This window comes from Burkholderia lata, from assembly GCF_902499335.1.
Classification (GTDB): Bacteria; Pseudomonadota; Gammaproteobacteria; order Burkholderiales; family Burkholderiaceae; genus Burkholderia; species Burkholderia lata_B.
In genome coordinates this window covers 69,482-92,678 of record NZ_CABVQK010000008.1, presented here as the reverse complement: position 1 = coordinate 92,678, position 23,197 = coordinate 69,482, and the positions used below count along the sequence as shown (strand labels likewise).

The following is a 23,197-nucleotide window of genomic DNA, read 5'->3' as shown; positions in this document are numbered from 1 at the left end:
CACGATCTTGGTTATGGCAGACGCCGACCGTCCCCGCTGTGCGATCAATTGCCCGGTTCGCGGTTATTTCTTTAAACCGGAAAATGAAAAACGCCCCGAAATGGGGCGCCGTTAATACTGAATATCGAAATGAATATCGCTGAAACCGGAATTAGCCCGAAAACCGCAGACGAATTACATCGATTATTTCTATCGGGCGACGGAAATGAATTCCCGGTATTCCGGCTCGCTGGTGCAGCGATCGACGGCTTGCAGCCGCCACGCGCCGGGGTGATTGCCGGCGAGCACCGCAGGGCCCTGTTCGCGCTGCGTCGCGTCGAACGACAGCCCCTTCAACTGGCACACGGCATTCCCGCCATCGGCCGCGCAGAGCGCCATTGCGCCCTCGACGTCGCGGACCTTGCCCCAGGTCGGAAGATCCATGCCCTGATGTGCCTCGCGCGACCACAGCCCCTCGTCGGTATCGACCCACAGGACCGCGAAGGAATGCCGGGTTGCCGATTCGCTGCCATTAATCCGAATGGTGAGGCGCATTGTGATCGTCTCCTAAAAAAATGACACATTCGACCGTTTTGACTTGAACAGTCTAGATAGACTGGTGTGAAACGCAAGTGATAAAGCGCAATAAATTCATATTGAGTTCATTGCGGTTTTCAGATGGAACGACGTCTGACGATTCATGGTTATTCCGGCGGTGTGCGCGCAAACACACGCGCATCGGCGATCGCGGTGCCGATGGGGGCCGGGTCGACCTTCGAGACATGGGATGACATGGCCGCGAGGCGCGTCGATCTGTCGCGTGCGGCCGGTTGCAGAAACCCGGCCGACCACGGCGGCGCCGCGCCCTCGAAAGGCGGCCCGACCGGATATTGCGGCGTTTTGACGGCGCGGCCGGTACGACAGACTCCGACAATCGCGTACAAATCGGCACACTTTCACGAAACTTTCGGGACAGACTTGCCTGCGGTCGGGCCCCACACTGGGATCTTCCCGATCCAGTGCCGCGGACGCCCGTCCTCGGCGGCTGCCGCCGCCTCGAGCCAGAGACGCGATCGACGCGATCGCGGGCCGCACGCCCGATCGGGACTGCCGGGGCGCGCGTCAGGCCCCGGCCCGGCCGGTGAGCCGTGCGCAGCCCGCAACCGCGGGCGTTGCGCCGCCCGGCCGATTCTTCGAAGGAGACTATCGTGCTGATCTGGAAAACCGCGTTGTCGCTCAACTGGCGGACGAGCCTCGTGTCGCCGGCCAGCGCACCGGTCGCGGCGGCGAACGTCGGGCGCCTGGTGCTGACCGGCGCAACCGGCTTCATCGGCAGTACCGTACTGACGGCGCTCGTCAATGCGGGGCTGCTCGACCGCATCGTTTGCGTCGTGCGCGCTCAGAATCGCGGCCACGCCGTCGCGCGGCTGCGCGAAGCGGCGCTGCGCGCGGGGCTCGCGCCTTACTGGGCGTCGCGCCTGACCGATGCGAACGTGATCGTCGGTGCGCTCGGCGACGTGTGGCACGGCGCCGACGCGTCGCGCCTCGCCGCCGCGACGCACGTGATTCATTGCGCAGGCCATGCATCGCCGGCCGATGGCGCGCACCTGCGGGCCGACATCGCCGATGCGGTGCGCTTCGCCGAACGCTTCGCACGGGCGCCGCGCCTGCAGCGCTTCGTGTATGTCGGCACGGCCTACGCGCATGCGGGCCGCGGCGGGATCGTGCAGGAAGAGGTGGCAGGCGACGCGGCGAACGACGTCGCGCGCGACGAAGAAGGCCTGCCGGGTGCGGTGCTCGCGGCGGACTACCTGCACGCGAAGGCGGAAACCGAGCAGCGCCTGCGCGCGCTCGGGCTGCCGCTCGTCGTGGTGCGGCCGTCGCATGTGGTCGGCCACACGGTGCTCGGTACGCGGCCCGCGCCGAATTCGTTCTGGATGTTCCGGCTCGCGCATGCCGCGCGCCGCTTCACCGCGCGGCCGATGACGCGCATCGACATCGTGTCGGTGGACGACGTGGCGCGCGCGACGATGCTGCTGGCCGTCAAGCCGACGCTCGCGCACGACCTGTATCACGTGTCGGCCGGCGACGAGGCGCCGCAGGTCGCGCAGATCGTGCGCGCGATGGACGAGGCGGCGGGGATGACGGGCGCGCCGCGCTACGCGGCGTGTGCGCCGGCCGAATTGCCGCTCGTGGTGCGCGATGTGCTCGGGCGGAACGATCCGGCACTCGAACGCGTGATCGGCCGGGCGCTGCAGCGCTGCGGGGAATTCGCGACGGTCGATCGCGTGTTCGACAACCGCCGCGTGCGCGATGAAATCGATTTCGAGCCGTTGCCGTTCATCGATTACGTCGAGGAATGCATGCGCACGTCGCGTGGCGTGGCCGTGACCGAGCTGATGCGCGGCGCGCTGCACTGACCGCCCGCGCTGCACCGGCCCCTGTTCCCGCATCAGGCGGGAGCGGGGGCTGTCATCACGTGTTGCCGCCGAGCTCGATGAGCCGGTCGAGCGCGCGATAGATGTCTTCGAGGCCGTCCTGGCCGAACCGCGACTCGAGCTGCCGGTACTGCTCGTCGATCCGCGGACCGATTTCCGTGACCAGTTTCCTGCTTTGCGGCGTCAGGCTGACCAGCAGCCGGCGCTGATCTTCCTGCGCGCGCGTGCGCGTGATCAGGCCGTCGCGCTCCATCCGTTCCAGCACGCCTGTGAGGCTCGGGCTCAGGATGCAGCAGCGCCGCGCGATCTGTCCCGCTTCGAGCGCATGCGCCGGTTCGCCGTCGAGCACGCGGATGATCCGCCATTGCTGTTCGGTCAGCGCGAATTCCTTGAGAATGGGGCGAAACAGGCCCATCAGCGTTTCGCGGGCCTCGAGCAGCAGCATGGCCAGGTTGCGATGGTCGAGCGTACGGTTCATCGGGATGAGCAGTGGACGGGGACGCATCAATCTTAACAGCCGCGGGTAGTGAATTTCGCATATCAGGGTAATCGAGGTTGCCAGCGCCCGATTGTTTACTTAAGATATTAACTATTGACGATGCGCCGCGACGCGCGGCAGGGGAATGACGCATGGAGCTGTCTTGCACGACCGCGGCGCCGCCGTTGCCGGTCGCCATCGGTACCGTCTACGGTGCGCTGCTCAACGAGCGCGCGGCACTCGACGCGCTCGGCGATGCCGTGAACGCACCGCCTTACGGCCGCCCGCCGCAGGCGCCGATCCTGTACATCAAGCCCGCCAACACGCATGCGGCCGACGGCGCGGCTGTCGTCGTGCCGGCCGGCGTCGACGCGCTGGAGATCGGCGCGTCGGTGGCCGTCGTGTTCGCCCGGCGCGCGACGCGCGTGCCGGCCGAGCAGGCGCTCGACTACCTTCACGGCTTCACGCTGGCGAGTGACGTGTCGGTGCCGCATCCCGATTACTACCGTCCTGCGGTGCGCTTCAAGTGCCGCGACGGCTTCTGCCCGCTGGGCCCGGCCATCGTGCCGGCCACCGCGCTTGGCGATGTCGACGCGATCGGCCTGACCGTGCGGATCGACGGCGAGGTTGCCGTGTCCACGTCGACGGCCACGCTGATTCGCTCGGTGCGCGAACTGATCGCCGACGTGACGGCCTTCATGTCGTTCGACGCGGGCGACGTACTGCTGCTCGGCGTCGCGGGCGGCGCACCGCGCGCCCGCGCGGGCAGCACGATCGAGATCGCCGCCGCCGGTATCGGCACGTTGCGGCACACGCTGATTGCGGAGGAAGCACGATGAAGACGGCGCGCGTGATCTACAACGGCGCACTGCATGCCGCCGAACCGGCCGGCGACGGCGCAATCCGCCTCGATACGGGGAGAGTCGTCGCCGAAGAGGTGGTCGAATGGCTGCCGCCCGTCGCGCCGCGCACGACGTTCGCGCTCGGCCTCAACTACGCCGACCACGCGAAGGAGCTCGCGTTCAAGGCGCCGAGCGAGCCGCTGATCTTCCTGAAGGGGCCGAACACGTTCGTCGGCCACCGGTCGCGCACCGTGCGCCCGGCGGATGCCACCCACATGCACTACGAGTGCGAACTGGCCGTCGTGATCGGCCGGCCCGCGCGCAACGTGAGCCGCGCGCAGGCGCTCGACTACGTGGCCGGCTATACGGTCGCGAACGACTACGCGATCCGCGACTATCTCGAGAACTACTACCGTCCGAACCTGCGCGTGAAGAACCGCGACACCTGCACGCCGCTCGGGCCGTGGTTCGTCAGCCGCGACGAGATCGGCGATGCGGGCGACCTGACGCTGCGCACGACGGTGAACGGCCAGGAGACGCAGCGCGGCAGCACGCGCGACATGATCTTCGACGTGCCGGCGTTGATCGAGCACATCAGCGGCTTCATGACGCTCTCGCCGGGCGACCTGATCCTGACCGGCACGCCGGAAGGGCTGGCGGATACGAAGCCGGGCGACGAGGTCGTGACCGAGATCGAAGGGATTGGCCGGCTCGTGAACACGATCGTCGGCGAAGCAGACTACTATCGCGCCGGCTGAGCCCGTCGCCCAAGGAGAGAGCATGACCATCAAGCACTGGATCGACGGCCGCGAAGTCGAGAGCCGCGAGACGTTCACGACGCTGAATCCCGCGACAGGCGATGTCATCACCGACGTCGCATCGGGCGGCGAGGCCGAAGTCGACGCGGCGGTGCGCGCCGCGAAGGAAGCCTTCCCGAAATGGGCGAACACGCCCGCCAAGGAGCGCGCGAAGCTGATGCGCAAGCTCGGCGAGCTGATCGAGAAGAACGTGCCGATGCTCGCGGCGCTGGAGACGCAGGACACCGGCCTGCCGATCGCGCAGACGAGCAAGCAGCTGATTCCGCGCGCGTCCGAGAACTTCAACTTCTTCGCGGAAGTGTGCGTACAGATGAACGGCCGCACCTATCCGGTCGACGACCAGATGCTGAACTACACGCTGTACCAGCCGGTCGGCGTGTGCGCGCTGGTGTCGCCATGGAACGTGCCGTTCATGACCGCGACGTGGAAGACGGCGCCGTGCCTCGCGCTCGGCAACACGGCCGTGCTGAAGATGTCGGAGCTGTCGCCGCTGACGGCCGACCAGCTCGGCCGCCTCGCGCTCGAAGCCGGCATTCCGCCGGGCGTGCTCAACGTCGTGCAGGGCTATGGCGCGACGGCCGGCGATGCGCTCGTGCGCCATCCGGACGTGCGTGCGGTGTCGTTCACCGGCGGCACCGTCACCGGCAAGCGGATCATGGAGCGTGCCGGTCTCAAGAAGTATTCGATGGAACTCGGCGGCAAGTCGCCGGTGCTGATCTTCGACGACGCCGATTTCGACCGCGCGCTCGACGCATCGCTGTTCACGATCTTCTCGATCAACGGAGAACGCTGCACGGCCGGCTCGCGGATCTTCGTGCAGCGCACGATCTACGACCGCTTCGTGCAGGAATTCGCGCGCCGCGCGAACAACCTGGTGGTCGGCGATCCGTCCGATCCGGCCACGAACCTCGGCGCGATGATCACGCGCCAGCACTGGGAGAAGGTGACGGGCTACATCCGCATCGGCGAGCAGGAAGGCGCGCGCGTGGTTGCCGGCGGCGCGGACAAGCCGGCGGGCCTGCCCGACCATCTGCGCAACGGCAACTTCGTGCGGCCGACCGTGCTGGCCGACGTCGACAACCGGATGCGCGTCGCGCAAGAAGAGATCTTCGGTCCGGTCGCCTGCATCATTCCGTTCGAGGACGAAGACGAAGGGCTGCGGCTCGCGAACGACACCGCGTACGGTCTTGCTTCGTACATCTGGACGCAGGACGTCGGCAAGGTGCATCGCCTCGCGCGCGGCATCGAGGCCGGGATGGTGTTCGTGAACAGCCAGAACGTGCGCGACCTGCGCCAGCCGTTCGGCGGCGTGAAGGAATCGGGCACCGGACGCGAGGGCGGCGAGTACAGTTTCGAGGTGTTCGCGGAGATCAAGAACGTGTGCATCTCGATGGGTTCGCATCACATTCCGCGCTGGGGCGTGTAACGGGCGCGGGTCGTCTGGCAGCACGAAAGAACCATACGGAGACTTGAACGATGGGCAAACTGTCCCTCGCCGCAAAAATCACGCACGTGCCGTCGATGTACCTGTCGGAACTGCCCGGCAGGCATCACGGCTGCCGCGAGGCGGCGATCCGCGGCCATCAACTGATCGGCGAGCGCTGCCGCGCGCTCGGCGTCGACACGATCGTCGTGTCGGACGTGCACTGGCTCGTCAACGCCGGCTATCACGTGAACTGCAATGCGCGGTTCGCGGGCACGTACACGAGCAACGAGCTGCCGCATTTCATCCGCGACATGCAGTACGCGTATCCGGGCAACCCGGCGCTCGGCCGGCTGATCGCCGAGACGGCCACCGAGCGCGGGATCGCGACGCGCGCGCACGAGATCGACAGCCTCGAACTCGAATACGGCACGCTCGTGCCGATGCGCTACATGAACGCCGACCAGCACTTCAAGGTCGTGTCGATCGCCGGCTGGTGCATGTGGCATCAGCTCGACGAAAGCCGGCGCTTCGGCGAGGCGCTGCTCGAAGCGATCGAGAAGAGCGATTCGAACGTCGCGTTTCTCGCGAGCGGTTCGCTGTCGCACCGCTTCAACGACAACGGCAGCCCCGAGGAATCGATCCACGAGATCAGCCGAGAATTCTTCCGGCAGGTCGACCTGCGCGTGGTCGAGCTGTGGAAGCAGGGCGATTTCAAGACCTTCTGCGCGATGCTGCCCGAGTACAACACGCATTGCCACGGCGAAGGCGGGATGCACGACACGGCGATGCTGCTCGGCTTGCTCGGCTGGGATCGCTACGACAAGCCCGTCGAGATCGTCACCGACTATTTCGCGAGTTCAGGCACCGGACAGATCAACGCGATCTTTCCGTTGTCCTGAACGCCACGCATTCGACAGGAGACTAGCCATGCCCCATATCGTCGTCGAATACACCGCGAACATCCGCGACGACGCGCGCATTCCCGCGCTGCTGCGCACGATCAACGCCACGCTGATCGCGCAGGGTGGCGTGTTCCCGACGGGCGGAATCCGCTCGCGCGCGATCGAGTTGCAGGACTACTGCGTTGCCGACGGCACGGAGGACGACGCGTTCGTCCACGTGACGCTGAAGATCGGCTCGGGCCGCAGCGACGAGACGAAGAAGGCTGCGTGCGACGCGCTGTTCGACGCGATCAAGGCGCATTTCGCGGAGCTGTACGCGAAACGCTACCTTGCGCTGTCGATGGAACTGACCGAGTTCAGCGAAAGCGGCTCGTACAAGCACAACAACATTCACGCCCGCTACAAGCGGGCCGGTTGAACCCCATTCCCGATCCGACCATGCTCGAACCCGCCATCATCGACCAGCTCGCGCAGCGTCTGCACGACGCCGAGCGCGAGCGCAAGCAGATCCGCCAGATCTCGCTCGACCATCCCGACATTACGATCGACGACGCGTATGCGATCCAGCGCGCGTGGGTGGCCCTCAAGCTCGCGGAAGGCCGCACGCTGAAAGGCCACAAGATCGGCCTCACGTCGAAGGCGATGCAGAACACGTCGCAGATCGACGAGCCCGACTACGGCGCGCTGCTCGACGACATGTTCTTCGCCGACGGCGGCACGATTCCCACCGGCCGCTTCATCGTGCCGCGCGTCGAGGTCGAACTCGCGTTCGTGCTCGGCAAGCGGCTGACGGGCCCGGACTGCACGATCTTCGACGTGTACGACGCGGTCGACTATGTGGTGCCGGCGCTGGAGATCATCGACGCGCGCAGCCAGTCGATCGATCCTGATACGAAACGGCCACGCAAGGTGTTCGACACGATCGCCGACAATGCCGCGAACGCGGGCGTCGTGATCGGCGGGCGGCCCGTGAAGCCGCAGGACGTCGACCTGCGCTGGGTCGCGGCAATCATGTCGCGCAACGGCGTGGTCGAGGAAACAGGCGTCGCGGCCGGCGTGCTGAACCATCCGGCGAACGGCGTCGCGTGGCTCGCGAACCGGCTGGCGCGCTTCGACGTCGCGCTGGAACCGGGGCAGATCGTGCTCGGCGGGTCGTTCACGCGGCCGTGCGCGGCGCGGCCGGGCGACACGTTCAGCGTCGACTACGGCCCGCTAGGGACGATCCAGTGCTACTTCGAATGAGGTGAGCGAGCGATGCAGATTCCTTCGAATGTATTCAAGGCCGCGCTTGCACGTGGCGACGCGCAGGTCGGGCTGTGGCTCGGGCTCGCGAATCCGTACAGCGCCGAAGTCGTCGCAGGCGCCGGTTTCGACTGGCTGCTGATCGACGGCGAGCATGCGCCGAACACGGTGCCGACGATCCTCGCGCAACTGCAGGCGATCGCGCCGTATCCGTCGCATCCGGTCGTGCGCGTGCCGTGGAACGATCCGGTGATCGTGAAGCAGGTGCTCGACCTTGGCGCGCAGACCTTGCTCGTGCCGATGGTGCAGAGCGCGGATGAAGCGCGCGCGGCGGTGGCGGCGACGCGTTATCCGCCGCACGGGATTCGCGGTGTCGGCAGTGCGCTGGCGCGGGCGTCGCGGTGGAATCGCGTCGGTGACTACCTGCATCGCGCGAACGACGAGATGGCCGTGCTCGTGCAGGTCGAGACACGGGCGGGGCTCGATGCGATCGATGCGATTGCGCGGGTCGAAGGCGTCGACGGCGTGTTCATCGGGCCGGCGGATCTGGCTGCGGACCTCGGGCATCTCGGCAATCCGGGGCATCCGGACGTGCAGGCGGCAATCGACGGCGCGATCCGGACGATCAAGGCGGCTGGCAAGGCGCCGGGCATTCTCAGCGCGGATGAGGCCGCCGCGCGGCGTTATCTGGAAGCGGGGGCGTTGTTCGTCGCGGTTGGAGTGGATACGACGCTGCTGGCGAGGAGTGCGGAGCGGTTGGCTGCGCAGTTCAAGGGGAAGGGCGGCGAGGTCGTGAAGAAGGGGGATGGGACGTACTGAGCCAAGCGGGGTGTCGTTGAAATAATTGGGGTTATATCAAGTTTCGATTATTGCGATTTTCGTTTATTTCGAATAAGCTGGTGCACTTCTGAAACCCTCGATTGGAGAGCGCGATGCCCCATACCACGACACCCGACGTGATCTTGCCTGTCGAGCGCGAGATGCAGGCGGCTGTCGAAGGGCAGCGCACGCTGGCGGCGTATCTCGCAACGCGAACCGATACGCAGCGCATTCAGATCTTTGACGACGAGAATCGCGCGCATCAGGTTGAGCTCCCGACGTCGGCACTTCGGCTGTTGGTAGATATTCTCGCGGAGCTGGCCGACGGCAACGCGGTCAAGGTCGTACCGGTTCACGCGGAATTGACGACTCAGGAAGCGGCAGATTTGCTCAATGTTTCTCGCCCGCACCTGATCAAGCTGCTTGAATCGAATGCGTTGCCGTATCACCGGACGGGCAAGCATCGGCGTGTGCGTTTTTCCGATCTGATGCATTACAAGGCAGAGCGCGATCAGGCGAGTGCCGACGCAATGGATGAGTTGAGCAGGCAGGCTCAGGAGTTGCGGATGGGCTACGAATGACGAGTTCGCCGTTCACGGCCGTCTATGATGCCTGTGTGCTTTATCCCGCGCCGCTTCGCGATTTTCTGATGCGGCTTGCGTTGAGTGGATGCTTCCGCGCTCGCTGGAGCGCGCATATTCACAACGAGTGGAAGCGTAACCTGCTGCGCAATCGCCCCGACTTGAGCGCCGAGCAGCTTGATCGGACGTCGTGTCTGATGGATCGGGCAATACCCGATGCTGTCGTGACCGGATATGAATCGCTGATCGATGGGCTTACGCTTCCTGATGCCGATGATCGTCACGTACTTGCGGCTGCAATCCGTTGCAACGCTAGTGTGATCGTGACGTTCAATCAGAAAGATTTCCCGGACGAGGGACTGTCGCAGTACGGCGTCGAGGCCCAGCACCCCGACGAGTTCGTCGATAATCTTTTCGATCTTGAGCCTGCGGCGGTCGTTGCGGCTGCGCGGCGGCAACGAGAAACGCTCAAGTATCCGCCAGTGACCGCAGATCGATATCTGGAGATCCTGCAACGTCAAGGCATGGTCCAGACGTGCAAAGCACTCGAAGCCTACCGGGCAATTCTTTGAGGTGGTGTTATGCGGTGCGCCCGGTTCAATGACTTCGCGCGATCCGCTTTCTATACCGCGCTTCGCGGCTCCCGCCCATCCTCCATATACCTCCCCGGCGTCGTCCCCAACGCACGCCGGAACATGTCGATGAACGCGCTCACATTGTCGTACCCGAGATCGAGCGCGATCGTCGTCACCGGCACGCCGTCGGCAATGCGCTCCAGCGCCCGCAGCAACCTTGCCTGCTGACGCCACTGCGCGAACGTCAGCCCCGTCTCCGCGACGAAGCGACGGCTCATCGTCCGCGCGCTGATGCCGGCCCATTCGGCCCATTCCTCCAGCCGCCGGTTGTCCGCGAGATCCGCGGCAAGCGCATCGGTGATCTTCATCAACCTCGGATCCTGCGGCCGCACCAGCCCCAGCGCTTCGACCTCCGACGACGTGATTTCATCGAGGATCACGTCGGCGATCCGCGTCCGCGCGGCATCCAGTTCCGAATCCCCCCAACTTGCCGCGCGCTGCACGGCTTCGCGCAGCAGCGGCGTTGTTCGGATCGCGCGCGGGGTATCCGGCAGATCCGCACAGCGCGCTTCGGCGACGAACGCCGACCAGCCGGAAATCGGTCCGAACGAGCGCAGCGAATGCCGGCAATGCGGCGGAATCCAGATCGCATGAATGGCCGGTACGACCCAGTCCTGGTCGTCGAGCCCGATCGTCAGCAGCCCGCTCAGCGCGCCGACGAGCTGGCCGCGCGCATGCGAGTGGGATGGCGTCACGCGCGGGTCGCGTTGCGACAGGACGGCAGCGACGACGAACGGGCCGTCGTCGGACGTGACGAATCGGGCGGGAAGAAGTGGATCGGACATGGCCGGAAATCGGTATCGAATGGCCGTTATACCGGAGATCGGCCGGATTCGCACGCCTAAACTGCGTCCATCGATAACAACCGGAGTACGACACGATGCGAGCCGAACAGATGCTTCCCGACCAAGCCGACCGGATCGAGGTCGACGGAACGACGATCCGCAAGGGCACCGTCGGCGCGTTCCTGGTCAACGCGCGGGTGCTGACCGACCCGAACGCCGCGCCCGCCGACCGGGCGCGCGCGGAAGCCGACACGATCGACGCATTGCCCGCTTTGCGCGCACTTGGCCTGTTCGACGTGCTGGACGTACGCGATCCCGCGCTGCGCGCGTGGCTCGACGCACGCTGACGCGCACCGGAACCGTCGATCGAGAATCCCGATTCAAGGAGTCACCATGAAAGCAGCAGTCGTGACGGGCGCCGGCGAGCGTCCCGTCCATATGGAATTCGAAGCGCCGCGTGCGATGCCGGGCCACCACCTGATCGACGTGACTGCGTCCGCGCTGAGCCGGATCGCGCAGGCGCGTGCGTCCGGCACGCATTACTCGTCGGACGGGCGTTATCCGTTCGTCGTCGGCGTCGACGGCGTGGGCCGTCTCGACGACGGGCAACGCGTCTATTTCTTCGGCTCGCCCGCACCGTTCGGCGCGATGGCCGAGCGCACGATCACGCCCGATACGCGGTGCGTGCCGTTGCCCGACGGGCTCGACGACGTAACGGCCGCGGCGATCGCGATTCCAGGGATGTCATCGTGGGCCGCGTTGACCGAGCGTGCGCGGCTCGTCGCGGGCGAGACGGTGCTCGTGAACGGCGCGACCGGTACGTCGGGGCGTCTGGCGGTGCGGATCGCGAAGCATCTCGGCGCCGCGAAGGTGATCGCGACCGGCCGCAACGCGGCCGCGCTGCAGGCATTACTCGGCGCGGGCGCGGATGCCGTCGTGTCGCTGCAACAAGGCGACGCGCACTTGGCGCGGGCGCTCGAGCCGCATTTCCGCGCCGGTGTGGATGTCGTGCTCGACTATCTGTGGGGGAGCAGCGCGCAGGCGTTGCTGGTCGCTGCGGCGAAGGCGACCCCCGATGGCCGCCGGCTGCGTTTCGTGCAGATCGGCTCGATCGGCGGCGCGGATGTGCTGTTGCCGGGTGCGGTGCTGCGTGCGACGGCCATCGAACTGATGGGCAGCGGCCTCGGCAGCGTGTCGCTGCCGCGCCTGCTGGCGTCGGTGCGCGGTGTGTTCGACGCGGCCGGGCCGGCGGGCCTGACGATCGAGACGCGGGCCGTGCCGCTGGCGGACGTCGGCGTGCATTGGAGCGACACGAGCAGCCTGGTGCGACCGGTGTTCACGATGCGCGAAAGCGGATGACGATGGGGCGGTGCGCCGCCTGGCCGCACGCGCGGCTGGCACCGTTTGCGCACGCGATCTCGTCAGGATACCGATTGGTCCGGCGAACCGCTTCGTGCAACCACCCAGGGCAGGGTGGCCAGCCGCGAGCCGGTGATGCGGCGCGCAATGCGCGCGCCGCCACCCGCCGTCAGGCTCAGAACCGCTGCTGAATCCCGGCCGTCACCCCGACCTGCGTGGTGCCGTAGCCGTTGACATCGCGCGATACGCCGACCTTCTGTCCGTGCTGCCCGATCGCAAACGCACCGGCCGCATACAGCACCGTGCGCTTCGACAGCGCGTATTGCGCGCGCATCGACACGAGCGTCGGATCGGCATCCGTGCCGCCCTTGATGTTCTGGTGATACACGGCGCCGATCAACGAGAACGTCGGCGTGAACTGGTACGAGCCGCCGACCCAATACATGTCGCTCAACTGGTTCGCGGCGCTCGTGCGATACGTGCGCTTGTAGTTGCGGTAGCCGGCCATCGTCTTCAGGTTGCCGAAGTCGTAGCTCAGGCCCGCATGAATCCCCTGGATGTAGTTGACCGGATCGGCCGGCGTCACGCTGTCGGACGCGCCGTTCTGCCGGTCGAACGCGACCACCGCGGCGAACGGGCCGCCCTCGTAGCCGATCGCCGCATCGTACTTCGAGCTGGTCTTCACGCTGCCGGGCACGTTGCCGAAACCGTACATCGCGCCGAACTCGAAGCCGCTGAATTCGCCGTCGTAGCGCACCGCATTCGACGAACGCGTGAACATGCCGTCCTTGCGGCCGCCGGTCGCCATCGACGATGTCGCCCACGAGTAGTTCTGCGCATAACCCATCGGGTCGAACGGCAGCATGTAGTCGTAGGTGACGGTGAAGTTGCGGCCGAGCGAGATCTCGCCCCACTTGCCCTTCAGGCCGACGGTTGCGCGGCGCCCGAAGATCGAGTCGGGGCCGTCGTCGGACGCACCGTTGGCGAGATCGATCCCGCTTTCGAGGCGGAACACGGCCTTCAGCCCGCCGCCGAGATCCTCGACGCCGCGCAGGCCCCAGCGCGACGTGTTCTTGTTGCCGGACTTGAGCTTGTACGAATTGCCGCCTTCCGGCGCCGCGTGGTTGGCGAACTCGATGCCGGCATCCATGATCCCGTACATCGTGACCGACGACTGTGCGTGCGCGGCGCCTGCGGTGAGGCCGGCGACGGCGGCCGAGCCGGTCAGGACGGCGGCGCGAAGGGAACGTTCTGCGCGTGACTTCATTGACGATGTCTCCTTGGTTCTTGTGAGTGGGTGAAACTAGGCGAAACGGGGTAAAGCGAATGCGGCGCGCGGCACGCCGCGGCGGACGCCCGAAGACGTCCGCCGGACATGCCTGTCATGACACGACGGAAAGCGCGCAGGTGGCGGGCGTGGCGCCCGCCGCGCAGGTCAGCCCGCTTTCGCGAACGCCCAGCAGTCGTTGGTCGGGAATTCGATCCAGTGCTTGCCCGCTGCGCGCGGCACGTGGCCGAATGCGCGCAGGCGCATCTCGCCGCAATGGAACAGGTATTCCCAGCGGTCGCCGAGATACATCGACGTGACGAGGTCGGCCTGCAGCCGGTTCGCGCCCGGGCCGTCGGCGACCTGCACGCGCTCGAGGCGGATCACGGCCTGCGCGTCCTGGCCCGGCGCGAACGTGTCGCGGGCCACGGCCTGCAGTTCCCAGCCGTCGCCCGCGAGCGTCACGCGTTCGCCGTCGACGGCCGCGACGCGCGCGTCGATCCGGTTGTTGCTGCCCATGAACTCGGCCGTGTACAGCGAGCGCGGCGCGCCGTACAGCTCGGCCGGCGTGCCTTCCTGCTCGATGCGGCCGTTGCGCAGCAGCAGGATGCGGTCGGACATCGCCATTGCCTCGGTCTGGTCGTGCGTTACGCACAGGGCCGACAGACCGAGCGACACGATCAGCTCGCGCAGCCACGCACGCGCTTCCTCGCGCAGCTTGGCGTCGAGGTTCGACAGCGGTTCGTCGAGCAGGATGACCGGCGGGTTGTAGACGAGCGCGCGCGCAATCGCGACGCGCTGCTGCTGGCCGCCCGACAGTTGATGCGGAAAGCGTTCCGCGAGATGGCCGAGGCCGAGCTGGTCGAGCGCGGCCTGCACGCGGCGCTTCTGTTCGGCCGGCGCGACGCGGCGCAGCTTCAGTCCGTAACCGACGTTGTCGGCGACGGTGCGATGTGGCCACAGCGCGTACGACTGGAACACGAGGCCGAGCGAGCGCTGCTCGACGGGCAGGTCGACGCGCTGCGCGCCGTCGAAGAACACGCGGTCGTCGAGCTGGATGCGGCCGTCGGACGGCTGTTCGAGGCCGGCCACCGCGCGCAGCAGCGTGGTCTTGCCGCTACCCGACGCGCCGAGCAGGCACACGACTTCGCCGGCCTTCAGTTCGAACGACACGCCCTTGAGGATCGGATTGGCGCCGTAGCTGAGGTGCAGGTCGTCGACGATGAGCTTATCCATGAAGTTTCACTCCGAAGCGCAGGGCCACGCCGAGACCGGCGCCGACCATCGCAATGTTGATGACAGAAAGCGCGGCGACCTGGTCGACGGCGCCGGTCGCCCACAGCGACACGAGCAGCGCGCCGATCACTTCGGTGCCGGGGGACAGCAGGTAGACGGCCGTCGAATATTCGCGCTCGAAGATCATGAAGATCAGCAGCCACGCGGCGAGCAGGCCGAAGCGCACAAGCGGCAGCGTCACGTCGAGCGACACGCGGCTGCGCGTCGCGCCGACGCTGCGGCCGGCTTCCTCGAGTTCGGGGCCGACCTGCAGCAGCGCGCTCTGGATGAGCCGCATCCCGTACGCGAGCCACACGACCGTGTACGCGATCCAGATGCTCCACATCGAGTTCTTCAGCTCGCGCAGGCCGGGGACGAACAGGAAGATCCACAGGAACGCGAGGCCGGCGAGCAGGCCGGGCACCGCGCGCGGCAGCAGCACGAGGTAGTCGAGCAGCTTGGTTGCCCAGTCGGGGCGGCGGTGGCCGGCGAACGCGACGAGCGAGTAGAAGCCGATCGCGAGCGCGCCGCCGATCACGCCGATGCCGAGCGTGTTGACGATCGCGCGCACCAGGTTGTCCTGCTCGAACAGTTCGATGAAGTTCGACAGCGTCAGCACCTCGGCGAGCGCGACGCCTTCGCCCCAGTTGGTCACGAACGCGCGCAGCACGATGCCCGAGATCGGCACGATCACGGTCAACATCAGCCACAGCGCGACGATCGCGAGCGCGACCCAGCGCCATACGCCGAGCGGCAGCACCGTCGCGCGGCCGGCCTTGCCCTTCACGGTGACGAAGCGGTTCGCGGTCTTCAGCAGGCGGCGCTGCAGCAGCACGAGCGGGAACGTGATCGCGACGATGCACACCGCGACCGCGGCCATCAGGTGATACGACGGCACGCCGAGCTTGTTGGTCAGCTTGTACAGGTAGGTCGCGAGCACGAGGTGGCCTTCCGGATCGCCGAGCACGAGCGGCAGCCCGAACACCTCGAAGCCGAGGAAGAACACGAGCACGCCGGCGAACAGCAGCGCGGGCATCGTCATCGGCAGGCTGACGTCGAGCGCGACGCGGAACGGGCGGGCGCCCGTCACGCGGGCGGCTTCCTCGACGTCCGAGCCGAGGTTGCGCAGCGCGGCCGACGAATACAGGTACACGTGCGGTACGTGCGTGAGGCCGACGATCACCGTGATCGCGAAGATCGAGTACACGTTCCAGGGCACGCTTTGCACCCCGAACAGTTCCTTGAACCACACCGAGTAGAAGCCGACCGGGCCGGCCGCGACCACGTAGCCGAATGCGAGCACCATCGGCGACACGAACACGGGCGTGAGCAGCAGCGGTTCGAGCCAGCGGCGGCCGGGCAGGTCGGTGCGCACCATCAGGAACGCAAGGATGCCGCCGAGCGGGATCGAGATGAACAGCATCCCGCCGGCGATGATGAACGAGTTCTTCACGGCCGACCAGAAGTCGGGATCGCTGAAGATGAAGCGGAAGCCTTCGATGCCGAGCGTCTTGTTCGCATCGAAGAACGGCGCGGACAGCAGGCTCTGGAACAGGATGAAGCCGAGCGGCAGCGCGACCGCGATGGTCAGCACCGCGACGACGATCCAGCGCAGCATGCCGGCGAGCGGTTGCAGGCTGTTGACCGGCAGCGCGGGAATCGCGTCGCGCGGGCCGGTGGTGGGCGGAACGGCCGGTGCCGTTCCGCGTGTGCTGGTTGAAAGCATGAGTTCGCCCCTGCGGCCATCCGGATGGCCGCCTCAAGGAAGTCGGTAAGGGGAAGGGGCCGCCCGCGCCGTGTGCGGCGGGCGGCGGTCAGTCAGCGGATCAGCGCTTGATCGCCTGCTGCCATTGCTTCAGGAAAGCGAGGCGCTTCGACTGGTCGAGATAGACGAGCAGGCCGGTGCCGATCTGGATCGGCTTCAGCGAATCGTCGAGTTCCTTCGTGAGGCTCGCGGCCGACGTTTCGCCGGTCACGTCCGCGCGGATCGCGTAAAGGTTCGCCTGGTTCGCGATCAGTGTCTGGCCGCGCTTGGACAGCAGGTAGTCGACCCACAGCTTCGCGGCGTTCGGGTTCTTCGCCTTCTTCGACACCGTGGCGAGGCGGCTCACGACCTGCGTGTAGTCCTTCGGAAACACGTAGCCGATCGACTTGTCCTTCTTCGCCTTCGCGTACGCATACGAACCGATGATGTTGTAGCCGATCAGGTTTTCGCCCGACGAAATGCGCTCCATCATCGCGCCCGTGCTCGATTGCAGCTTCGGGCCGGTCGCGCCCATCGCCTTCACGAGCTCCCACGTGACCTTCTCGTTCACGTGCGCATCCTGCGTCAGGTAGTTGAAGCCGACGCCTGATTTCTCGATGTCGTAGGTCGTGACCTTGCCCTTGAACTTGTCGGCCTGCGTGGTGAGCAGCTTGATCAGGTCGGCGCGCGTGGTCGGCGCTTCGTTCTCGGGGATCAGGCGCTTGTTGTAGACGATCGCGAGCGGTTCGAACGTCGTGCCGTACGCCTGCTTCTGGTACTGCGCCCATTGCGGCACGTTCGGGCTTTCGGGCGAATCGTAGGACGCCATCAGTCCGTCGTTGACGAGCTTGACCTGCAGGTCCATCGCCGAGCTCCACAGCACGTCGGCGCTGGTGCTGCTCGCCGCGTTCTCGCTGATGTAGCGGTTATACAGCTCGGTGCTGTTCATGTCGTTGTACTCGACCTTCACGCCGTACAGGCTTTCGAAGTCCTTGATCAGCGGGCGCACGAGGCCCGTGTCGGTCGTCGAGTAGACGATCAGCTTGCCTTCCTTCTTCGCGGCGTCGATCACGCCCTGGTAGCTCCCCGGATACCCGGCCGGAACCTGCGCGGCGGCGCTGCCGGCGGCAGTGCCCAGAACGACCGCCAGCGCGGCGGCGAGGTGCTTCGGTGCAAACGGCATGTCTTCCTCCAGTAACGTCTAGTGTTGTTCGAGTGGAGCGGATGTTAATTGCGGCGCACTTTCAGCCTGCTTTCATTTAGGTAAGCAATCGCGTCCTTTGTGTCATGGATTTCCCGAGGTCGCAGCGGCGGCGGCCGCGCGTTTCGCGTCGCGCGGCACGGTCAGGCAAGGGAGGGAGGCGGGTTGCCGCGGGGCGCGGCAACGATGACAGGGGCGGCTATGCGGGGTGCGCGAGCAGCTTGCCGAGCAGCCGGCCGCCATGCCGCGCGTGCGCGGCCGTCAATGCGGAATACCCGACGACGACGCCCGCTTCGCACCGGGCGCTTCGACAGAATCCGCGGATCGGCTGCAGTTCGACGCCGGCCGCATGGGCTTGCGCGACATACGTCGCGTCGTCCATCCCGGGCGGCAGCCACAGCACGAAATGAAAGCCCGCGTGTTCGCCGGACACCGTGTATTGCCCGCCGGCGTGCTTCGCCAACTGGTCGAGCACGATGTCGCGCCGCTGGCGGTACGCGTGACGCGCGGCGCGCAGGTGCTTCGCAAAATCGCCGTGCGCGATGAAGCGGGCCAGCGCCAGCTGAGGCGCTGCGCCGACCGAGCGCGCGGTCGCATGCCAAACGGCCGACAGCGCCGGCCGCAGTTCCGCCGGCACGACCATGAAGCCGATGCGCAGCCCCGAGAACAGCGTCTTGTTGAACGAGCCGCAGTAGATCACGCGATCGCATGCGTCGAGCGATTTCAGCGCGGGCAGCGGGGCGGTCTGGTAGCTGAATTCGCCGTCGTAGTCGTCTTCGATGATCCACGCGCGGTTGCGCTGCGCCCAGTCGAGCAGTTCGAGCCGGCGCGACACCGACATCGTGACGCCGAGCGGCGCCTGATGGGCGGGCGTCACGTAGGCCGCGCGCGCATCGGGGTGCAGGCCCAGCGACGCCGTGTCGATGCCTTCCCGATCGACCGGCACGTCGATCACAGTCGCGCCCGCGATCGTGAAAATCTGCCACGCCGACGCATAGCCGGGATCCTCCATCAGCACCGTCGAGCCGGGCGCGAGCAGCGAGCGCGCGACGAGATCGATCGAGTGGCGGATGCCGGTCGTGATGAAGATGTCGCCGGCGTCGCACGGGATGCCGCGGTATTCCCGCAGGTACGCGGCGATTTCGTCGCGCAGGCCCTCGACGCCTTGCGCCGGCGTCGCCCCGAGGTCGTTCGCCGTCGCGGCGAGCAGGCTGGCCCCGAGCGCCTTCTTCCATTGCTGCATCGGCAGCAGGCCGGGATCGGCGAGCCGCGCGACGAACGGGACGCCCGGACGCACGCCTTGTTCCGGCACAGCCGCGTCGGTTGTGCGCGCCGGCGTGGGGCGCACGTCGGAAGGGGGAAGGCCGTTGTCGCGCGACTGGGCGGCCGCGCGCAGATAGCTGTCCGGCACCACCGCGCATACCCGCGACCCCGACCCTTGCGTGCGGGCGATGTAGCCCTCGGAGCCCAGCCGGTCGTATGCCGCTTCGACGGTCCCCCGTGCGACGCCCCAGCGTGCGGCGAGCGTGCGGCTGGACGGCAGCGGGCTGTCACCGGGAAGCAGGCGCTTTAGGATCGCGTCGCGCAGCGCGTCGGCGATGCACTCCTGCTTCGACTGCGGACTGCCCGTGGACAACCCGGCAGGGCAAGGCAGATCAAGCGGAATCGCGGCTTTGCCTCGCGACATAGTGGTCCAGTCATTGGCGGATTTAATGGCCCTTCAGCTTATATCACTTTGACCTTAGATTGCTGTCGACCACATCAATCCGACCGGAGACGGGCTCACCGCATGAAAACGCGTTCATTACCCCAGTGGGGCTGGCTGTTCCTGTTGATGCTCGTCGTGTGCCTGCCGCGGGTCACGATCGACGCGTACCTGCCGTCGCTGCCGGCGATGGCGGACGCGCTGCACGGCACCGACGCCCAGTTGCAGCTCACGCTGACCCTCTACATGGTCGGCTATGCGCTGTCGATGCTGGTGTCGGGGCCGTTGTCCGACCGTTACGGCCGCCGTCCCGTCCTGCTCGGCGGCCTGTGCCTCTACGTGGTCGCGAGTGTTGCCTGTGCGTGGTCGACCAGCGTCACCGCGATCGTCGCCGCGCGCATCTTCCAGGCACTGGGCGGCTGCTGCGGAACGGTGATCGGGCGGGTGATCGTGCGCGAGCGCTTCCCGACCGTGATGCAGGCCACGATGCTGGGGCGCATCTCGGCCGGGATGGCGCTGTCGCCGGTGATTGCGCCGCTGGCCGGCAGCGCGGTGGCCGAGTGGCTCGGATGGCGCGGCGTGTTCGGATTGCTGGCGGCGGGCGGGCTCATCGCGACGGCGATGGTGCTGCGCTACCTGCCGGAGACCCGCGAACGCGACGCGCGGCCGGCGCCGGGCAAGGGGCTCCTGCGGACGTACGCGGGCCTGCTGCGCGAGCGCAGTTTTCTGCGCTACTCGCTCGCCATCAGTTTCGCGTACTGCACGTACTACCCGTTCATCGCGGAATCGTCGACGCTGTTCCAGCGGCAACGCGGCGTATCCGGCCCCGTGTATGCGGCGATCTTCGGCCTGACCGTGCTCGGCTACCTGATCGGCTCGAACGTGTTCGCGCGGACCGGCACCCGCTGGAAGGCCGATTCGGTCATCGCGGCGGCGGCGGGCATCAATCTGGCCAGCGCCGCCGTGTTGTGGATCGGCGGTGCGATCGCGCCGACGGCGGTGGCGGCGCTCGTCGTCCCGATGTTCTTCGTGATGATTGCCGTCGGGATCGCGATCCCGGCCTGCCAGTTCGCGGTGATGCAGCCGTACACGACGATCGCGGGGACGGCGTCCGGGCTGTTCTTCTTTATCCAGATGGCGATCACGGCCGCGTGCGGCGGCGTGCTGGCGTGGCTGTCGGACGGCACCGCGCGACCGATGATCGTCGTCACGGTCGGCGCGAGCGTGGCGTTCCTGGCGGTGGCGGTCGGCCTGCGCGAGCGGCGGCGCACCGGTGACGGTGCGCGCTTCGCGACGCGGAACCGGCCCGCCGCCGAACGCTGAGCGACGCTCGGCCGGGCCGGCCGACGCGCGCCCGCGCCGTCGGCGCAACCCGTGTTTCCGCGAGGCGTCGCGATGGAAAGGATCATGTAATGTAGCGGCCTGTCGCTGACCTTACCGGAATCCCCATGCGTGTGCTGCTCGTCGAAGACAATCCGAACCTCGCCCAGTCGCTGAACGACGCGCTGAGCGCGGCGCGCTTCGCGGTCGATCACATGGCGGACGGGGAGGCGGCCGACCACGTGCTGCGCACGCAGGATTACGCGCTGGTGATCCTCGATCTCGGGCTGCCGAAGCTCGACGGGCTGGAAGTGCTGCGGCGGTTGCGCGCGCGGCGCAATCCGGTGCCGGTGCTGATCCTGACCGCGCACGGTTCGGTCGAGGATCGCGTGAAGGGGCTCGATCTCGGCGCCGACGACTATCTCGCGAAGCCGTTCGAACTGACCGAACTGGAGGCGCGCGCTCGCGCACTGATCCGCCGCAGCCTCGGCCACGAGCATTCGCGGGTCGAGTGCGGGCCGCTTTCGTACGACAGTATCGACCGCAGCTTCCATCTCGCGGGCGAGCCGCTGTCGCTCACACCGCGCGAACGCTCGGTGCTCGAGGTGCTGATCCTGCGCAACGGGCGTGCGATCAACAAGGAAACGCTGTCGGAAAAGATCTTCGGGCTCGACGAGTCGGTGAACGCCGATGCGATCGAGATCTACGTGTACCGGCTGCGCAAGAAGCTCGAGAACACGGGTGTCGCGATCGTCACGCTGCGCGGGCTCGGTTATCTGCTGGAAGCGAAGGCGGAGACGGCGGAATGAGCCGCCACCGCGCTTATTGTTGTTCGCTGCTGAGCGGGGGGACGCATCCCTTTCGCGGGACGGCCCGCCGGGCGGCATGGTGACCCGCCCGAACCTGCGCGCCCAGGTCGCGCTGTGGCTGTTGCTGCCGCTGCTCGGCCTGCTCGCGCTCGACTCGTGGCTCACGTACCAGCGCGCGATGAGCGCCGCGCACGTCGCGTTCGACCGCACGCTGTCGTCGTCGCTGAAGTCGATCCGCGAAGGCGTGCGGCTCAATGACGGCGAGATCGAGGTCGACCTGCCGTATCTCGCGCTCGAAATGCTCGAGTCGAGCGACGGCGGCAAGATCTACTACCTGATCCGCGAGGACAACGGCCACACGATCACCGGCTACCCGGACCTGCCGCTGCCGCAAGGGCGCGACGCGGGCGACGGCGCGCTGTTCGTCACGCGCTACTACGACGTCGTTTATCGCGGCGAGCAGTTGCGGATGGCCGCGCTGCGCATTCCGGTGCACGACGTGCCGACCGCGCAGTCGCGCATCGTGTGGGTGATGGTCGGCGAGACGATCGAGGCGCGCCAGGCGCTCGCACGCGAAATCCTGGTTGGGTCGCTGCTGCAGGAGGGGCTGCTCGTCGTGCTGGCGCTCGGTATCGTGTGGCTGGGCGTCGGGCGCGGGCTGCGGCCGCTGAACCGGCTGTCGGCGACGGTCGCCGCGCGCAGCGAGGACGATACGACGCCGCTCGATACCGGCACGGTGCCGAGCGAACTCGCGCCGCTCGTCGAGTCGATCAACCAGTACATCGGCCGCACGCAGCGGATGCAGGTCGCGCGGCGCCGCTTCTTCGCGGACGCGGCCCACCAACTGAAGACGCCGCTCGCGGCCGTGCAGGCGGGCGTCGAGCTCGCGCTGCGGCCCGACGAGCAGCCGCGCGCGAACGGGCACCTGCGGCGTGCGAACGGCGCGGTGCGGCAGGCCGCGAAGATCGTCCAGCAACTGCTGTCGCTGTCGCGGCTCGATTCGGACAGCGGCCATGCGGTCGCGCACAAGCCGGTCGCGCTGCACCGGCTCGCGCGTAGCGTGACGCTCGACTGGTCGCCGGTTGCGCGCGCGCGCGACATCGATCTCGGTTTCGAGCACGAGGCCGACATCGACGTGCACGGGCAGTCCGACCTGCTCGGCGAGATGGTCGGCAACCTGATCGACAATGCGATCCGTTATGCGGGCGACCGTGCGGTGATCACGGTGCGCGTGTCGCGCGACGGCGAGCATGCGCGGCTCGACGTCATCGACAACGGGCCGGGCATTCCGGCGGACGAGCGCGACGCGGTGTTCGAGCGCTTTCATCGCGGCAGCAAGACCCAGACGGTCGAAGGGACGGGGCTCGGGTTGTCGATCGTGCGCGAGATCGCGCGCGTGCATCAGGGCAGCGTGACGCTGGGCGATGCGGCAGGCGGCGGGCTGGTCGTGACGGTGTGGCTGCCGGTGGCGATCGACGCAGAGCTGCACGCCGCGTGATGGCGCGTAGCGAGGCGGGAAGCGGCCGGATGCGGCGGCTTCCCGGCTGCGAAGACGATGTGATCGGGTGAGCG

The 23,197-nt window shown here is 67.1% G+C and carries 23 protein-coding genes; 15 read left to right on the top strand and 8 right to left on the bottom strand.

What is annotated here, in order from left to right; all coding sequences use genetic code 11:
• Positions 1–189: 189 nt before the first annotated feature.
• On the bottom strand, positions 190–534 hold the full coding sequence (locus tag BCO18175_RS20630; RefSeq protein ID WP_174917248.1) for a DUF3564 family protein: 345 nt from the start codon (positions 532–534) through the stop codon (positions 190–192).
• Between the two features lie 653 nt (positions 535–1,187).
• On the opposite strand from BCO18175_RS20630, the gene BCO18175_RS20625 reads away from it, so the two are divergent.
• Positions 1,188–2,399, top strand: a complete 1,212-nt coding sequence (locus BCO18175_RS20625; protein WP_174983580.1) for an SDR family oxidoreductase — start codon at positions 1,188–1,190, stop codon at positions 2,397–2,399.
• 55 nt (positions 2,400–2,454) lie between these two features.
• Here the strand turns inward: BCO18175_RS20625 and hpaR are convergent, their stop codons facing one another.
• Positions 2,455–2,895: a homoprotocatechuate degradation operon regulator HpaR gene (gene hpaR / locus BCO18175_RS20620; protein ID WP_048245409.1), complete on the bottom strand. Its 441-nt coding sequence runs from the start codon at positions 2,893–2,895 to the stop codon at positions 2,455–2,457.
• Between the two features lie 152 nt (positions 2,896–3,047).
• On the opposite strand from hpaR, the gene BCO18175_RS20615 reads away from it, so the two are divergent.
• The 9 genes from BCO18175_RS20615 to BCO18175_RS20575 all read left to right on the top strand — a co-directional run bounded on the left by BCO18175_RS20615 (position 3,048) and on the right by BCO18175_RS20575 (position 10,097).
• On the top strand, positions 3,048–3,734 hold the full coding sequence (locus tag BCO18175_RS20615; RefSeq protein ID WP_174983578.1) for a fumarylacetoacetate hydrolase family protein: 687 nt from the start codon (positions 3,048–3,050) through the stop codon (positions 3,732–3,734).
• On the top strand, positions 3,731–4,495 hold the full coding sequence (locus tag BCO18175_RS20610; RefSeq protein WP_174983576.1) for a fumarylacetoacetate hydrolase family protein: 765 nt from the start codon (positions 3,731–3,733) through the stop codon (positions 4,493–4,495). The genes BCO18175_RS20615 and BCO18175_RS20610 overlap by 4 nt, the downstream gene beginning before the upstream one ends.
• A 22-nt stretch (positions 4,496–4,517) precedes the next feature.
• Complete coding sequence (gene hpaE / locus BCO18175_RS20605) at positions 4,518–5,981, top strand: 5-carboxymethyl-2-hydroxymuconate semialdehyde dehydrogenase (RefSeq protein ID WP_174948728.1); 1,464 nt, start codon at positions 4,518–4,520, stop codon at positions 5,979–5,981.
• Positions 5,982–6,031: 50 nt separating this feature from the next.
• Positions 6,032–6,880 carry a 3,4-dihydroxyphenylacetate 2,3-dioxygenase gene (hpaD, locus tag BCO18175_RS20600; RefSeq protein WP_174983573.1) on the top strand — a complete coding sequence of 283 codons (849 nt, stop codon included), beginning with the start codon at positions 6,032–6,034 and terminating at the stop codon, positions 6,878–6,880.
• A gap of 28 nt (positions 6,881–6,908) precedes the next feature.
• Complete coding sequence (locus BCO18175_RS20595) at positions 6,909–7,301, top strand: 5-carboxymethyl-2-hydroxymuconate Delta-isomerase (protein WP_059599287.1); 393 nt, start codon at positions 6,909–6,911, stop codon at positions 7,299–7,301.
• Between the two features lie 20 nt (positions 7,302–7,321).
• The gene (hpaH, locus tag BCO18175_RS20590) at positions 7,322–8,125 is read left to right on the top strand and encodes a 2-oxo-hept-4-ene-1,7-dioate hydratase (RefSeq protein WP_043183524.1); all 804 of its coding nucleotides are present in this window, start codon (positions 7,322–7,324) and stop codon (positions 8,123–8,125) included.
• A gap of 12 nt (positions 8,126–8,137) precedes the next feature.
• The gene (gene hpaI / locus BCO18175_RS20585) at positions 8,138–8,944 is read left to right on the top strand and encodes a 4-hydroxy-2-oxoheptanedioate aldolase (protein ID WP_174972228.1); all 807 of its coding nucleotides are present in this window, start codon (positions 8,138–8,140) and stop codon (positions 8,942–8,944) included.
• Between the two features lie 113 nt (positions 8,945–9,057).
• The gene (locus BCO18175_RS20580; RefSeq protein WP_174972226.1) at positions 9,058–9,525 is read left to right on the top strand and encodes a helix-turn-helix domain-containing protein; all 468 of its coding nucleotides are present in this window, start codon (positions 9,058–9,060) and stop codon (positions 9,523–9,525) included.
• Positions 9,522–10,097: a PIN domain-containing protein gene (locus tag BCO18175_RS20575; protein WP_174983572.1), complete on the top strand. Its 576-nt coding sequence runs from the start codon at positions 9,522–9,524 to the stop codon at positions 10,095–10,097. The genes BCO18175_RS20580 and BCO18175_RS20575 overlap by 4 nt, the downstream gene beginning before the upstream one ends.
• Before the next feature lie 50 nt (positions 10,098–10,147).
• Here the strand turns inward: BCO18175_RS20575 and BCO18175_RS20570 are convergent, their stop codons facing one another.
• The gene (locus tag BCO18175_RS20570) at positions 10,148–10,945 is read right to left on the bottom strand and encodes an AraC family transcriptional regulator (RefSeq protein WP_174983570.1); all 798 of its coding nucleotides are present in this window, start codon (positions 10,943–10,945) and stop codon (positions 10,148–10,150) included.
• A gap of 95 nt (positions 10,946–11,040) precedes the next feature.
• On the opposite strand from BCO18175_RS20570, the gene BCO18175_RS20565 reads away from it, so the two are divergent.
• Positions 11,041–11,292 (top strand): hypothetical protein, encoded by a 252-nt coding sequence (locus BCO18175_RS20565; protein ID WP_174972220.1) that lies wholly within the window; start codon positions 11,041–11,043, stop codon positions 11,290–11,292.
• A gap of 46 nt (positions 11,293–11,338) precedes the next feature.
• Positions 11,339–12,304: a quinone oxidoreductase family protein gene (locus BCO18175_RS20560; RefSeq protein WP_174983568.1), complete on the top strand. Its 966-nt coding sequence runs from the start codon at positions 11,339–11,341 to the stop codon at positions 12,302–12,304.
• Between the two features lie 175 nt (positions 12,305–12,479).
• Here BCO18175_RS20560 and BCO18175_RS20555 read toward each other — a convergent pair whose 3' ends face one another.
• The 5 genes from BCO18175_RS20555 to BCO18175_RS20535 all read right to left on the bottom strand — a co-directional run bounded on the left by BCO18175_RS20555 (position 12,480) and on the right by BCO18175_RS20535 (position 19,478).
• Positions 12,480–13,571 carry a porin gene (locus tag BCO18175_RS20555; RefSeq protein WP_174983566.1) on the bottom strand — a complete coding sequence of 364 codons (1,092 nt, stop codon included), beginning with the start codon at positions 13,569–13,571 and terminating at the stop codon, positions 12,480–12,482.
• A gap of 168 nt (positions 13,572–13,739) precedes the next feature.
• Positions 13,740–14,807 carry an ABC transporter ATP-binding protein gene (locus BCO18175_RS20550; protein ID WP_174972213.1) on the bottom strand — a complete coding sequence of 356 codons (1,068 nt, stop codon included), beginning with the start codon at positions 14,805–14,807 and terminating at the stop codon, positions 13,740–13,742.
• Complete coding sequence (locus tag BCO18175_RS20545; protein ID WP_174917233.1) at positions 14,800–16,572, bottom strand: ABC transporter permease; 1,773 nt, start codon at positions 16,570–16,572, stop codon at positions 14,800–14,802. Before BCO18175_RS20545 ends, BCO18175_RS20550 begins: the two co-directional genes overlap by 8 nt.
• A 100-nt stretch (positions 16,573–16,672) precedes the next feature.
• On the bottom strand, positions 16,673–17,773 hold the full coding sequence (locus tag BCO18175_RS20540) for an ABC transporter substrate-binding protein (protein ID WP_174983564.1): 1,101 nt from the start codon (positions 17,771–17,773) through the stop codon (positions 16,673–16,675).
• Positions 17,774–17,990: 217 nt separating this feature from the next.
• Complete coding sequence (locus tag BCO18175_RS20535) at positions 17,991–19,478, bottom strand: PLP-dependent aminotransferase family protein (protein WP_174983562.1); 1,488 nt, start codon at positions 19,476–19,478, stop codon at positions 17,991–17,993.
• A 102-nt stretch (positions 19,479–19,580) separates the two neighbouring features.
• On the opposite strand from BCO18175_RS20535, the gene BCO18175_RS20530 reads away from it, so the two are divergent.
• The 3 genes from BCO18175_RS20530 to BCO18175_RS20520 all read left to right on the top strand — a co-directional run bounded on the left by BCO18175_RS20530 (position 19,581) and on the right by BCO18175_RS20520 (position 23,123).
• The gene (locus BCO18175_RS20530) at positions 19,581–20,819 is read left to right on the top strand and encodes a multidrug effflux MFS transporter (protein WP_174983561.1); all 1,239 of its coding nucleotides are present in this window, start codon (positions 19,581–19,583) and stop codon (positions 20,817–20,819) included.
• A 125-nt stretch (positions 20,820–20,944) separates the two neighbouring features.
• Complete coding sequence (locus BCO18175_RS20525; protein ID WP_069251438.1) at positions 20,945–21,625, top strand: response regulator; 681 nt, start codon at positions 20,945–20,947, stop codon at positions 21,623–21,625.
• 76 nt (positions 21,626–21,701) lie between these two features.
• Positions 21,702–23,123: a sensor histidine kinase gene (locus BCO18175_RS20520; protein WP_174983559.1), complete on the top strand. Its 1,422-nt coding sequence runs from the start codon at positions 21,702–21,704 to the stop codon at positions 23,121–23,123.
• The last annotated feature ends 74 nt before the right edge of the window (positions 23,124–23,197 follow it).